Origin of the sequence: Pseudoduganella rivuli (assembly GCF_009674485.1) — a bacterium.
GTDB classification, from domain to species: Bacteria; Pseudomonadota; Gammaproteobacteria; order Burkholderiales; family Burkholderiaceae_D; genus Rugamonas; species Rugamonas rivuli_B.
Genome location: NZ_WKJJ01000033.1, coordinates 1 through 13,344, shown reverse-complemented (window position 1 = coordinate 13,344; position 13,344 = coordinate 1). Strand labels below are relative to the sequence as shown.

At 58.6% G+C, this 13,344-nt stretch carries 11 protein-coding genes, 1 pseudogene and 2 riboswitches; of the genes and pseudogenes, 5 read left to right on the top strand and 7 right to left on the bottom strand.

Going from position 1 to position 13,344, the window contains the following annotated elements; all coding sequences use genetic code 11:
- Nucleotides 1-513: 513 nt before the first annotated feature.
- Nucleotides 514-1,572, bottom strand: coding sequence for a helix-turn-helix domain-containing protein (locus tag GJ700_RS32625; RefSeq protein ID WP_195764083.1), 1,059 nt, complete (start codon nt 1,570-1,572; stop codon nt 514-516).
- A gap of 893 nt (nt 1,573-2,465) precedes the next feature.
- Here GJ700_RS32625 and GJ700_RS32620 point away from each other — a divergent pair.
- From GJ700_RS32620 to GJ700_RS32610, 3 genes are all read left to right on the top strand, one after another.
- A complete protein-coding gene (locus GJ700_RS32620) occupies nt 2,466-3,416 on the top strand; it encodes a pesticin C-terminus-like muramidase (RefSeq protein ID WP_154382003.1) in 951 nt (316 codons plus the stop codon).
- Between the two features lie 68 nt (nt 3,417-3,484).
- Complete coding sequence (locus GJ700_RS32615; protein ID WP_154382002.1) at nt 3,485-4,030, top strand: hypothetical protein; 546 nt, start codon at nt 3,485-3,487, stop codon at nt 4,028-4,030.
- A 5-nt stretch (nt 4,031-4,035) separates the two neighbouring features.
- Nucleotides 4,036-4,638, top strand: coding sequence for a hypothetical protein (locus GJ700_RS32610; RefSeq protein ID WP_154382000.1), 603 nt, complete (start codon nt 4,036-4,038; stop codon nt 4,636-4,638).
- Between the two features lie 178 nt (nt 4,639-4,816).
- On the opposite strand, the gene GJ700_RS32605 is transcribed toward GJ700_RS32610, so the two are convergent.
- Genes GJ700_RS32605 through GJ700_RS32595 form a run of 3 tightly spaced genes read right to left on the bottom strand, consistent with a single transcriptional unit; the run spans nt 4,817 to nt 7,477 of the window.
- Nucleotides 4,817-5,272, bottom strand: a complete 456-nt coding sequence (locus GJ700_RS32605) for a chromate resistance protein ChrB domain-containing protein (RefSeq protein ID WP_154381998.1) — start codon at nt 5,270-5,272, stop codon at nt 4,817-4,819.
- A 24-nt stretch (nt 5,273-5,296) separates the two neighbouring features.
- The gene (locus GJ700_RS32600; RefSeq protein ID WP_154381996.1) at nt 5,297-6,475 is read right to left on the bottom strand and encodes a chromate transporter; all 1,179 of its coding nucleotides are present in this window, start codon (nt 6,473-6,475) and stop codon (nt 5,297-5,299) included.
- Between the two features lie 30 nt (nt 6,476-6,505).
- A complete protein-coding gene (locus tag GJ700_RS32595) occupies nt 6,506-7,477 on the bottom strand; it encodes a chromate resistance protein ChrB domain-containing protein (RefSeq protein WP_154381994.1) in 972 nt (323 codons plus the stop codon).
- A 233-nt stretch (nt 7,478-7,710) separates the two neighbouring features.
- Here GJ700_RS32595 and GJ700_RS32590 point away from each other — a divergent pair, with 233 nt between their 5' ends.
- Nucleotides 7,711-9,147, top strand: coding sequence for an ATP-binding protein (locus GJ700_RS32590; RefSeq protein ID WP_154381992.1), 1,437 nt, complete (start codon nt 7,711-7,713; stop codon nt 9,145-9,147).
- Between the two features lie 24 nt (nt 9,148-9,171).
- On the opposite strand, the gene GJ700_RS32585 is transcribed toward GJ700_RS32590, so the two are convergent.
- Nucleotides 9,172-10,575, bottom strand: coding sequence for an L-serine ammonia-lyase (locus GJ700_RS32585; protein WP_154381990.1), 1,404 nt, complete (start codon nt 10,573-10,575; stop codon nt 9,172-9,174).
- Nucleotides 10,576-10,645: 70 nt separating this feature from the next.
- Nucleotides 10,646-11,905 carry a D-amino acid dehydrogenase gene (locus GJ700_RS32580; RefSeq protein ID WP_154381988.1) on the bottom strand — a complete coding sequence of 420 codons (1,260 nt, stop codon included), beginning with the start codon at nt 11,903-11,905 and terminating at the stop codon, nt 10,646-10,648.
- Between the two features lie 60 nt (nt 11,906-11,965).
- A riboswitch (glycine riboswitch) is annotated at nt 11,966-12,066 on the bottom strand.
- A gap of 4 nt (nt 12,067-12,070) precedes the next feature.
- Nucleotides 12,071-12,167: riboswitch (glycine riboswitch) on the bottom strand.
- A gap of 171 nt (nt 12,168-12,338) precedes the next feature.
- Here GJ700_RS32580 and GJ700_RS32575 point away from each other — a divergent pair.
- Complete coding sequence (locus tag GJ700_RS32575; RefSeq protein ID WP_195764082.1) at nt 12,339-13,124, top strand: substrate-binding periplasmic protein; 786 nt, start codon at nt 12,339-12,341, stop codon at nt 13,122-13,124.
- Nucleotides 13,125-13,159: 35 nt separating this feature from the next.
- Here GJ700_RS32575 and GJ700_RS32570 read toward each other — a convergent pair.
- Nucleotides 13,160-13,344 (bottom strand): annotated as a pseudogene (locus GJ700_RS32570) (IS1595-like element ISJsp4 family transposase); the annotation flags it as partial.

The window sequence follows — 13,344 nt, the reverse complement described above, 5'->3', positions numbered from 1 at the left end:
TTCTGCACGGCCGATATCGTTACGCGTGCAGATTTTGCTATTGATCGCTTAACAGTCCGCTGTGCGATGCGGCTTGCAGCTGTGCGCCGCCGGCGCCGCGCGCCGGATGCAAGGAAGTGCAGTATCTATGCGATTATCTGCACCTTGTAATATCTTCACCATTCGCGCTATTTCGGTGCTTAACCGTGGTGCCCTTTTGCGGCACGGCAGGCCCGTGCCGGCGATGCGCGAGTTGGCGTCATAGGGCGCCGTATCGCATTGCAATGATGCGGGGTCGCGGCGCCCGTCGTCGCCGAATGGAGACGGAGCGACGCATGCTGGATTGGGAGTTGCCCTATGCAATCAGGCGACGCTGAGGGCGGATCGGCTTCCACGTGCGGATGCCATGTTTGAACCCGGCAGCAAGGCGCGAAGCCTGGCCGGGTTGACGGGGGAACAAGGATGAACTGTGGCGCTATCCGCGCACGCTTGCTGAGCCGGGCGCGGGTGGCCGCGCCGGCGAACGATGGGGTTTTATGGCGCCGGCTTGCGCGCCTCTTTCTTGCATAATTCCCGGAATGCCTTGGGCGTGCATTCGTATTCTTCCTTGAACAGCTTATTGAAATACGAGGAATTTTTGTAGCCGACCGAATAGGCGATTTCCGCGATACTGGCGGTGCTGTTTTCCACCAACAGGCGCGACGCTTCCGTCAATCTGAGCTTGTTCAGGTAGCCGATAAAGGTGTACCCCATTTCAGCCTTTAATATGTCGTTGACCTTGTTGCGGTTGACGCCGGTTTCCGAGACCACGGTTTCCAGATCCAGTTCCGAATCCGCATAACGCGTCGCCAGCAATCTCAAAATGGCGGATTTCTCCCTTTCCCGGTGCGGCTCCAGCGCCAGTTGCTGGTACGCCACCAGCGGCAGGTCTTTCTGCATCCGCGCGTGCAAGTTATCGGCCAAGGCCACCGCGTACTGCTTGACGAACCAGATCCCGAAGCCAGCCCAGACCAGTACCAGGAACGCAGCGAGAAAATACAGGTAGCCGTATTTCCGCTCGTGCATTTCGATACTTGCGATTTCGATACGCGACGGGATGCCGACGCGGCTGGCATTGGTGGTGCCGACTTCGATCTGCGCGACCTTGGCCAGCGAGTAGCCCTGGTCGGATGGGTTGATTTTGTTCAGGGTGAGCCACCATTCCGGAATGGTCAAATGCGCCAGATCGAGTTCGGCACGGTCCCCGTCCTGATTGCATTTGATGTAAGCCGATGGCGGGCGGTAGGTGTGCAGCTGATCCGGTTTGGACAGCTTGTCATCGAAGGTGGTCAGGCCGACCCGGATGGTGCCGGCAGGGAAGCAGCGTGCCTCGAAACTGATCTTGTCGAAGCGGGACCAGTCGAACAATGCCGGTTTGCCACTGCGGTCCATGAAGAACAGGCTGGCCGATGCAAAGGAATAGGGAGTACTGCCTGACAGGACGTATTCCATGATCAGGCGCGTGCCATCGACTTTCGCGTTCAAGGGGTTGGTCGCGTCGTCGCCGTTGTGCGCCTTGCGCAACTGCCAGGAAAAATCTTCTTGCTCAAACAAGGAGACGCGGTGATAGCTGCGGCTAACGCACAGATACCCGATCAGGATACTCATACCGAGAAGCAGGACCAGCCGAAGCAGTGCCTTTGAATATAACGCGTGCATATAGATAAAAGTTGGATGGTCGAACAGCGCCGATCCTGCCGCACGCCGGTGGGGCGGCATTCGTCAGGTCTCGCAATGTACAGCATGTGATGCCGCCTGTCACTGCGGCACTGCGGCACTGCGGCATACAATAGACATGCGTCCGGCGAGTCCGACTCCCGTTGCCGCGCGGTTCTTATCGCGCCGTCAATATCGCCCTCACGAATTCAATGCCCCGGCGCCGCGCGTCGATTGCCGCTGCGCTGACGGCGCTGAAGTCCATGCCGTGTCCTTCCCCCCCCGGGATAGACAAGAGCGCCGCAGGGCGCTTGCCGGCAACCGTGGCGGGAAAGCGGGTGGTTGAGGTGGTTTGGGGGTGCAGCTGGATCTGTTCTCTGATCGCCGTCAGGGGTTGTCCTGTGCCCGCCATGCCTGGAAAGAACGCCAGCAGGGAGAGGTAAATCGTGGCCCTCAGCGCCGGATAACCAGCGGCGCTGACATATTAACCAGCGGCGCCGACGTACACATGCGCTTAGCCGATCCATGAATAGAAGGCGAACCTTGTCATTGATCGCCCCGTTCCTTCAGGAACGTCAGTTGATGTTTGTTCTTTGCGGTGCAGAACAGCTTCGTCCTGACGCGATTGGGCAGTCAAACCAGGCCCGCCGCGATCGACTTTCTTTATGATATAAATAACAATCTTAATATTGTTACAATCCGTGAGTTTTGAGATCTATTCCTTATGAAATAATTTGTATAGGGGTGTGATCTTTTAAGACACTTCCTATTTACTAAATTAAGGAGAAAGTATGCATTTAGAATCCGAACTCGCTACTGCTGTCCTACCTGTGATTCTGCATTCTGGCCACTCGGAAGGACGTACAATTGATATTCAACCGGAAAACCCAGATCCGCCCGCAAGCCCAGATGTAGTTTATTGGCCCGAAGAGCTTGAAAGTGGGAATTTTGGATTCTCCTTAGGTGGGGGGGCCCCGAGCACCGGATTTACCACAGTAATTATAGTTGGAAAAAAACTACCCCCTTATTCCAATTGGACCTACTGGAATGGAGAAGGCGCACCATTTACGTATAACAACTATGTTGTTCTCACTGGGGGAGGTGGTGGCGGCGTTTCGTCGTCCGTAAACCATTGCTCTAACGGTAGTCAACAAGTCGACTGGAATTTCATTAATCAGCACGAAGGTGAACGATTAAATGGCTATGTCCCTAAAGATAATAATGGCGTACCATTAGGCCATTCAGGCACCACCATCTCGTTTGGTTTTGATCTAGGGCAGCATAACTACGATGATTTGGGAAAACTAGGTTTGTCAAGTTCTTTAGCCACCAAGCTTTCACCTTACCTTGGGCTGAAAGGAAGTAACGCAGTCAATTTCTTGAGTTCGCATCCGTTAAGTATCTCTCATGAAGAGTCCGCCGCAATTAGTGCTGCAGCTCACTCCGAAACTCTTGCAAGGTTGGTGACGTCGTACGATAACACTCTCAATAAGCCTGGAGCATTCTACGGACTTCCTGCACGCACACAAACCGCCATTGCCGATGTTGCTTTCCAGTATGAAAATTTGGCTGCGGCCACACCAGTTTTTTGGAGCAAAATAACCGCACAAGACTGGCCGGGGGCTATAAACGAGTTGCAGAATTTTCATGATGCATATCCGACTCGGCGCAACGATGAGGCTAACTTAATAGAGTCAGACAGGGTCGAAAGCAGGTTACTACCTAACAATATCTGCCATTAAACGAAACGTGATTAAGTGGGAATGGCAAGGTACCATTCTCACATTTTTTCTTACATAAGGAGATTTTTATGAAAATGATGAATGGTGTTTTTCTCTCACTGACTTGCCTTTTTTCTTCACCAGTATTGGCAGCAACAAGTGTTCCGGCCGATGAAATTCTGGAGTTGGTACGTCAGGACGCCAAACCAGCGTTTGGAGAAATGAAAGAGGATATATATCTTCCAGATGTAAAGATTTCCTCAGCGCTCTTGGAGTTACTTGGTCCATCAATAAATGAAAGTCCAGAGGCTTTTGGGAATTATATGATGATTTATGGTTGCAGAGTGCAAAGTTGTACCGAGAAAGCTGCGGTCATAGTTGATTTTGAGAAAAAAAGGATAGCTGCAGCGGGGTTAATTAATTTTCACTGCAAGAAAAGCACAGAAAAAGGCGAAAATAGATTAAAATCAAGGGTCTCTTGCGAAAAGTCCCCAATATTAAATACCTATCTCTTCACGGGCAAAAACAAAACCCAGGACGATAATAATTCAGATCTTCTTTTAAGCAAAATTCATCAGTGGGCCACGACGCATTCTTACGAACGGGAAGTTCTAAAAAAAATTAGCAGAAAGTAAATTCAATGAAGAAATTGAGTAAATTTATCATGTCGACTTCCGTCGCCGCACTTTTTTCGGCATGTGGTGGCGGAGGTTATCCGCCCACAAGCACTACTATATCAACGAGTAAAGAGCCAATTGCGATTGTCAGCACTTTAGTAAATGGAGTAGATTATTGGCAAAATGGGTCTGCAGTGGCCGGTGGAAAGGATATTATTTTCGATAATGTCACATGTTTAACTAGCGAAGATTATCATATCCATAGCCACCTTACCATTATCAGAGATCAGACATACTTGGCCGTTCCCGCAAACATAGGCTTGCAAGGTTGTGCTTATGAACTACATACCCACGACAAATCAGGCGTAATTCATGTGGAGACCAGTAAGTATAAGAAATTCACGTTGGGACAATTTTTCGCTGTTTGGGGAAAAGCGCTTGATTCAAAGGTCATTGCCGAGTTTCATGATGTCAATTTTTTAATATATCTAACAGATGGCGATGGCCCAGTAAGATATTTTGGAAACCCCAAGGATATTGAGCTTTTAGATAAAAGAGAGATCACTGTAATCGTTGGGATACCGCCAAGCAGTTTACCCACTTATATTTGGCAATCTCCATCTTGACGAGAGCGGCGTCAATTTGGGAGCTTCCGAAATCTAACTAACGTAGGTTGCGTGAAGCGTACTAGTCTGCCAATGTCGACGCCACGAACCCAATAACCCGGCGCCGTGCGTCGATTGCCGCCGCGCGGTGGCGCTGAAGTCAAAAAGTGACTCCTTTCTGTGGATAATATAAATTCATTTATGCCATCACCGGCGGCCAATGATGCGTCTCGCCCTGACACTCCCGGCACCACGCATACAACGCGTCATACATGACCATCCCATGCCGCAGCATCTCGTGGTCATCCGCAAAGCTGCGCGACAACCCGAGCGACAGCGCATACAACCCCGCCGATTGCGGTGTCAGGTCCAGGCGTGCGGTGTCGGCGCCGCGCACGATCGACGCCAGCTGGTCCAACGCCGGATCGCTGAGCGCGTACTTCGCCAGGAAGGCATCGAAGCTGCACAAATCGCCGACGTGCGTCAGTTCGACGTCCGGTACATCGTAGGGTATGGCGCCCTGCTCTTCTGCCACACGCAGCACATCGCGCGCGGGAACATAAAGGAACTCCGGCTCCTTGTCGATGAACCGGGCGATCAGCCAGGGACACGCGATTCGGTCGATCTTCGGGCGTTCACGGGTAATCCATTTCATGATGTTCCCTCCTCCTTCAGGAATTTACGGGTGCAACAGCGGGTACAGCACCAACCCGATGGCCGCCGCCACGGCGATGACGATCGGTTCCTGCAACTTCTTGAATTTCCACAGCAAGCCCACCGTCGCGAGTGCAATGACGGCGGTCGGGATATCGACGATCGAACGCTTGGCGATGACGATCACGGAACCCGTGATGGCGCCGACCGCTGCGGCCGTGATGCCGTCGACGAAGGCAATGACGCCGGGCAGCCTGCCGTATTTCTTGAAGTACGGCGCGGGGATCACGGTGAACAGGTAGCACGGCAGGAACGTCGCCAGCGCCGCCACGGCCGCGCCGGAAAATCCCTGCACCAGGTAACCGATAAAGCCGACCGTGATGACCACCGGTCCCGGCGTGATCATGGCGACCGCCACCGCGTCGACAAATTGCCGCTCGTTGAGCCAGTGCAGTTCCGTGACGACGCCGCTGTACAGGAACGGGACGATGGCCAGGCCGGAGCCGAACACGAACGCCCCCGCCTTGGCGAAGAACACGGCAATCTGCAACAGCACCGGCGCGTCGGCGCCGCCCAGCAGGCTGCCGAGCCATGGCAATTGAGCCAGCGCCACGCCGTTGACGCCGGGTTTGCGGAACCATTGCGGCGGTGCGCGCAGCAGCCAGACCAGCACGCCGGCCGCAATGAACAGCCACGCAATTTCCGATTCGGTGATGACCGTGACCGCGCCCAGCAACAGGTAAATCGCCCACAGCAGCTTATCCTTGCCGACGCTTTTTTCCGTCAGCTTCTTTGCGCTCATGGCGATGATGCCGACCACGGCGGCGCCCACGCCATAGAACACGGCTTGCATCCACGGGATGCCGCCAAAGCGGACATAAGCCCAGCCCAGCGCCACCACCATCAGGAACGACGGCATGACAAAGGCCACGCCGACCAGTGTCGCGCCCGTCACGCGGTAATGCACATACCCCAGGTAAATCGCCAATTGCGCGGCCATCGGCCCGGGGGCAAGCTGCGCCAGCGCGACACCTTCCTTGTAGTCGGCCTCCGTGATCCAGCCGCGCCGCTCTACCAGGTCGCGGTGCATATAGCCGGCCAGCGCAACGGGACCGCCAAAGCCGAAGGTTCCCAGCCGCAGCATGTACAGCACCAGTTGCCATAGTGTGTACAGCGGTGTGGCCTGGGTCGAAGCATTGCTCATAGATCGTCCTGTAAAAATGGTATGTAGTGATCAGTCGCCATCCGGCGCGGCATGCTCCGAGAAATGCGCGTGCAACGCGTCGAGCACGGCGCTCATCTCGGCAAGGAGCTGGTCGTCATTTTTTGCCCGGCGCCGCGCGCCGCTCAGCATCGCTTCGAATCCCGCCGCTTCCGCCACGAACGCGCCGCCGACATCCAGCGCGTGGACCATGGCGCCCAGCCGGCGCAACCCGGCATCGTGCTCCAGGCCGAAGCTGGCCATCAGGACTTCGAAACTCACCCGTTCACCGACATGGGTAAAACTGGCGTTATCGAAGTCAAAGCCCAGCGCATGGGGCGGACAATCGGCCGGCGTCGCCAGCCAGAGGAACCGCGCATCCGGGTCAATGAAACGCTTGATCAGCCAGGCCGATGCCACCCGGTCCACCCACAGTCCCCGCCGCGTGGCCCATATGCGGCCCTGGTATTCGGCCAGGTCGCGCAGCGGGATAGTGCCATCGGCGGTCTGCGGCTCCCCGGGCGACAGCAGCGTTTCCGCAAGATGCACAAAGTCCAGCCACACGGCGTCGGCGCGGCGGCTCGCATCGTTGGGAAAGAAATCGACGCTGCGCAAGGTATCGAATTCCTTGCGCAATTTGCGCAGTTGCCGCTGCAAGTCAGGCGCCGCCGTTGATGCCAAGCCGGGCCGTGCCGCTTCCAGACTGGAAATGAATGCCTGGTAGTCGCCGGAGCGGTCGAACAGCGCTTGCAAACGCAGGATTTCACGGGCGGATTTGGGCGCGACGGGCAGCAGCCAGCCGCTGCCACCTTCCCTTTCGGCGTCGTCGAGCAGCTGCCGCAAAACATATTGATGGTCGCCACTGTCCGGCAACAGGTACGCGCCATCCCGCAACGCGGCGCAACCGCATGCTTTCAGGTTGCGCCAGATGCGCATGCGCGCCGACGTGGCGGTGGTTGGCAGGCTCACAATCAACAGGAGCCAGGCTGAAGTGTTATTACTCATGCCGGTATCCTAGCGTGCTACTAGCTATTAAGACAAATTCTGTAATAACCACTACATATTTTTTATTAAGTGGCACACAGGCAACAAATTAATCGCCGCGCCGGTACCGCGTTTGACCGCTGCATGGGATCGCGCGAAGATGAGAACGGCCAGCACATTGCCCGAAATCAAGAACAACGTAAGGTGCGCCGGCCCGGTTTATTTCGACAATTCCACCAAAGCGGAGAGATGACGTGATCGTGGCCGAAGAAAGCTTACATCTTGGTCAAAAACGCCTGTTGGAATTGATTGCGCGCGGCGCACTGCTGCACAAGATACTGAACGAGCTGGCGCTGCTGATTGAAGCGCAGCAGCAAGGACTGTATTGCTCGGTACTGTTGCTCGACGCCGATGGCAAAACCATCCGGCTTGGCGCGGGTCCGAACTTGCCGGCCGCGTACCTGCAAGCGCTCGATGGCTTCGAGATCGGACCGAACGTGGGTTCATGCGGGTCGGCCATGTACCGCAAGCAGAGTATCATCGTGTCGGACATCGAGACCGATCCGTTATGGCAACCCTATAAAGGACTGCTGGCGCCGTATGGATTCCGGGCCTGCTGGTCGCGCCCGATCATCCTGGACAGCGGCAAGGTGCTGGGTACGTTCGCGATGTATTACCGCGAAGTGCGCAGCGCCACGCCCGACGACCTGGCGTTGCTCGACGTGGCGACCCACATCGCCAGCATCGCCATCGACCGTGCGCAGCGCGAGGCGGAACTTGAACTGCATCGGATGCACTTGCGGGAACTGGTCGACCAGCGCACCAGTGAACTCAATGTCGCCAAGGAGCGCGCGGAAGACGCGGTGCGCGCACTGACCCAATCCAACCACGAGTTGGCCGAGACGCTAAGTGCGCTGAAACTGGCGCAGGACGAACTGGTGCGCAGCAAGAAGCTCATCGCGCTGAACTCGATCGTGGTCGGCATCGCGCACGAACTCAACACGCCGATCGGCAACTGCATGACCATGGCGTCCACGCTGGCCACGCAAACCGACTCCCTGTCCGAACGCTACCAGTCGCAGGGGCAGGCGTTGCGCAAGTCCGAACTCGAGCGGTTCATGGCCGATTCACAGCTGGCCAACGCGGTCATGTTGCGCAACCTGGAGCGTGCGGCCGGCCTGATCGGCAGCTTCAAGCAAATCGCGGTGGACCCGGCCGGTGCGCACCGGCGCAGGTTTGTGCTGGCCGACGTAGTGCGCGAAGCGGCGCACGCCGCCCGCGCTCCCGGAGAATTCCATATCGACGTGCAGTCCGATATCGCCGCGGCGCTGGAACTGGACAGCTATCCGGGCGCCCTGGGACAGGTGCTGGCCAATCTGCTGACCAACTGCCGGATCCACGCGTTCGACGGTCGCGACAGCGGCGCGATCCACATCGCCGCGCACCCGGATGGCCGGGGCGGCATGCTGATCACGGTCACGGACAATGGCGCCGGCATCGAAGCGCGCATCCTCGACCGCGTATTCGACCCGTTTTTCACGACGAAACTGGGCAGCGGCTGCTGCGGCCTGGGCTTGAATATCGCCCACAATATCGTGACCGGCTTGCTGGGCGGGCGGATTACCTGCCGCAGCGAGGCAGGCAAAGGTGCAACGTTCGCCATTGAACTGCCATTGTCCGCCCCCGGTTAAACCGTACGGCGGCCCGCCGGGCACCTAGCAAGCCGCGTGGTTCACCGTCACCACGTGGATCGCCAGTCCGCCCAGCGATGTTTCCTTGTACTTGTTGTGCATGTCCGCCCCGGTCTGGCGCATGGTTTCAATCACGTCGTCCAGGCTGACGAAGTGCGTGCCATCGCCCTTGAGCGCCAGGCATGCCGCCGTGATGGCCTTGATCGCGCCCATGCCGTTGCGTTCGATGCAGGGAATCTGCACCAGGCCGCCGATCGGATCGCACGTCATGCCCAAGTGGTGTTCGATGCCGATTTCCGCGGCATTTTCAATTTGCTCGTTGGTGCCGCCCAGTGCCGCCACCAGCCCCGCCGCCGCCATGGCGCAAGCCACGCCGACTTCACCCTGGCAACCGATTTCCGCGCCGGAAATCGATGCGTTGCGCTTGCACAGCATGCCGATGGCGGCCGCTGTCAGCAGGAAGACCCGCACGCCTTGCACCGGGTCGGAAGGCTTGCACGATTCGACGTAATAGCGCAGCACCGCCGGGATAATGCCGGCCGCGCCATTGGTCGGCGCCGTCACGACACGTCCGCCGGCCGCATTTTCCTCGTTGACCGCCATTGCATACAGGCTGACCTGGTGCATTGCGTCGTGCGGCGGTTCATGGGCGCTGCCGCCCTCGCCCGCTTTGGCGGCTTGCGTAGCCTGCTTCCACAGTTTGGCGGCGCGGCGCTTGACGTTCAGGCCACCGGGCAATGGCCCCTCCGTCACCAGGCCATGCGCGATGCAGTCCGCCATGACTTGCCAGATGCCGTCCAGCCCCGCGTCCAGCGCCGCCTCGTCGATCCGGGTGCATTCGTTTGCCCGCAACATGCGGGGAATCGTCCAGCCGGTGCGTTGCCCGTGTTGCAGCAATTCGGCCATGGTCTGGAACGGGAATGGCAATGGCGCCGCGTCGCTGCTGCCGTTCAGCTGGTCCGGCGGTGCACCGGCTTCACGGATGAAGCCCCCGCCCACGGAAAAAAAAGTGCGCTCGACGAAGCTGCCATCGTCCAGGGTCAGCGTGAAACGAATGCCGTTCGGGTGCTCCGGCAAGCTTTCGGTTTTGTGGAACAGCAGGTTGCTGCCGGCGGTGAAACGCACCGGGTACTTGCCCAGTAAATTAATCCGGCCCTCGGCTTCGATGTGCGCCAGCAAGCCGTCCACCGCGTCCGGATCCACGCCCGGCGGCGTTTCGCCCAGCAAGCCCAGGATTACCGCCTTGTCGGTGGCGTGCCCCACGCCGGTCAGCGCCAGCGAACCATACAGCGCCGCTTCGATGCCCACGGCTTTTTCCAGGCAGCCGCATTCCATCAGGAAGCGGCGCGCGGCCACCATCGGTCCGACGGTGTGGGAACTGGACGGCCCGATGCCGATTTTGAAGAGGTCAAACACACTCATGTCCATAGCCGGATTCTTTCAATAAGGTTGGGGTGTGAAAGCCGGCAGCGCGGGTAGTGCCGCCGGCCGGAATGTTTCAGGCATGGCCCGGAATATAGTGCGACACGGGACGTTGCTGTTCCCGTGCTTGCGCCACCATGCCGGCGACCATGTCGGCCGTCACGGCGCACAGTGTCCAGCCCAGGTGGCCGTGTCCCGTGTTGTAGAACACGCCGCGCGCACGGCCCGGCCCCACGCGCGGCAGCATGTCCGGCATCATGGGACGCAGGCCGGCCCACGGCACGACGCGGCTGGTTTTCACGTCGGGGAAGCATTGCGCCACCCAGTCCGTCAACGGGCGGATGCGGTCGGCGCGGATGTCGCGGTTGAAACCATTGAATTCCGCCGTGCCGGCCACGCGGAAGCGGTCGGCGCCAAGGCGGCTGGTGACCAGTTTGGTGGCGTCGTCGAGCAGGCTGACCTGGGGGGCGGCAGCGCGGCTGCGCTCGTCGTCGAGGTGCACGGTGATGGAGTAACCCTTGACCGGATAGATATTGATGCGGTCGCCCAGCATGCGGGCAAAAGCGCGGCTGGCCGTCCCGGCGCAGACCACGACACCGTCGAACGTGTGCACGGCATCACCACCGCCCTCTGCCGTCACGACCTGCACCGATTCGCCGCTGCTGGCCAGGGCACGCACGTCCTGGCCGAGCCGGATGGCGACGCCCCGGCGCACGCAAGCCTCGGACAGCCCGGTGGTGAATTTGTGGATATCGCCGGTGGCGTCGCTGTCGGTATAGAACCCACCGTAATAGTCGCCCTGCAGCGTGGGCTCGATCTGGCGCATCTCTTGCGGCGTCACGGCCCGGCGTTGCAGGCCGCCTTCGGCCAGCATGGCCGACACGGCGCGCGCGTGCTCGAAGCCGGCGCGGTCGCGGTAAATGTGCAGGATGCCTTCATGCTTGACGTCGAAATCGATGCGCTCGGCTTTTGCCCAGGCGAACAGGTGTTCGCGCGCCGCGATGGCCATGCGGGCCGTGGTGACGGTGTTGTCGCGATAGCGGGGAATCGCCGCCATGAATTCAGCGAACCAGCTCAGCTTGTGCCATGAAGGTTTGGGGTTGACCAGCAGCGGCGCATCGCTGCGCAGCATCCACTTCAATCCTTTGAATATGGTCGACCAGTGGTTCCAGACTTCGGCGTTGGAGGCCGACAGCTGGCCACCGTTGGCGAACGAGGTTTCCATGGCGGGATAGCGATGGCGCTCGAAGACCGTGACGGCAAAGCCGCGTTTCGCCAGTGCATAGGCGGTCGTGATCCCGGTGACACCGCCACCGATAACAGCAATAGTTTTCATGATGCTCAAGACTCCAGATGTCATAAAGGGAGTCCCTGCGCGGATACGCAAGGACACCCCCTCTGTTCTGGACCTGAGAGATTTCGCATGCCCCTGCCGATGGCAGTTCGATGCTTGCTCCTTCGGTGCACCGGGTGACGAATTCCGGCAGCTCTTCAGAGTTCACATGCGATATCGGTCCTTTTGCCTGAGAGTTTCCGGGGCGGTTGCTCCTTCGGCGCTGTCCTGCTGTTACGCGGGCAGTCTCTCCCGATATCACGTAGCTGCGAAGCATAGTCGAAGGCGTGACAATTTACAAAGTAATTTTCACCCGTGCGCGACGAACGATCATTCCTGCCGGATAGTAATGTGGCACGGCCGACACAGGTCTTCACCTTTCCACCATGCAAATCCGCTAAGATGGCTCATCCAATTGATTGCGCGCGGGAATTCCATGAAATCCGCTTCAGTGCCGATGTTGGCAGCGCTGGCTGGCTTGCTCCTTCCTTTGGCGGCCAGTGCCGCCACGTACAAATGCGTCGCCCTGCACTACCCGCCGCTGATTTATCACGACAGCCAGCATCAGCCTGCGGGGGTGGCCTATGGCATCGTCCAGCGCGCCTTCCAGCAACTGGGACACACGCTGACGGTGGAAATCTATCCATGGAACCGGGCGCACGCGATGATCCGCGCGGGCGAGGCGGACTGCATTTTCACGATCTTCCGCAGCGCCGAACGCGACAGCTACCTTGATTTCAGCAACGAATCGCTGCTGTTCCAGCCCATTTATTTTTATGCGCGGCGCGGACGGGCGATCCATTTCGACGGCGACCTGGAAGCCGTGAAGGGCATGCGGATCGGCACCGCGCTGGGCGTCAACTATGGACCGAAATTCGAACAAATGCGGCCCAGCCTCGCCACCGAAGCGGCGGCAACCCTTGAACTCAACTTCAAGAAGCTTGCGCTCGGGCGCATCGACCTGGTGGTCAGCAATGGCTACACGGCGCTCAGCACCCTCGATACGCCGGCACTGCGCGCCGAAGCCGGTCAAATCGACCGCGTGCCGACGCCAATCGACCACGTGCCAACCCATATCGCATTCGCCAAGGGCCGCAACCTGACCGCCTTGCGCGACGCGGTCGATGGGCAATTGCGCAAGATGGCGGCCTCGGGCGAAACCCGGCAACTCATGGAAAGTTACGCCATCGACAAGGCGGCAGGGCCGGCATCGGCGCATTGACGCGACCCGCCGGCTGCGGAAGTCGTTATTTTTGGCTATGTCACCGCAAACCGTGGAAAGTGTCCAATTGCCGCCTTGAGCAGAGATTCCGCGGTATCGATGCGATGTGCATCAAGGATGCAGCGCCAGCCCAGGTAGTTCGGCAGGTAGCGCGTGGCGACGCCGTGGAAACGGTGCAGCCAGGCCCGGAAACGGCTGTGGTAGGCGTTGACGTTTTGCA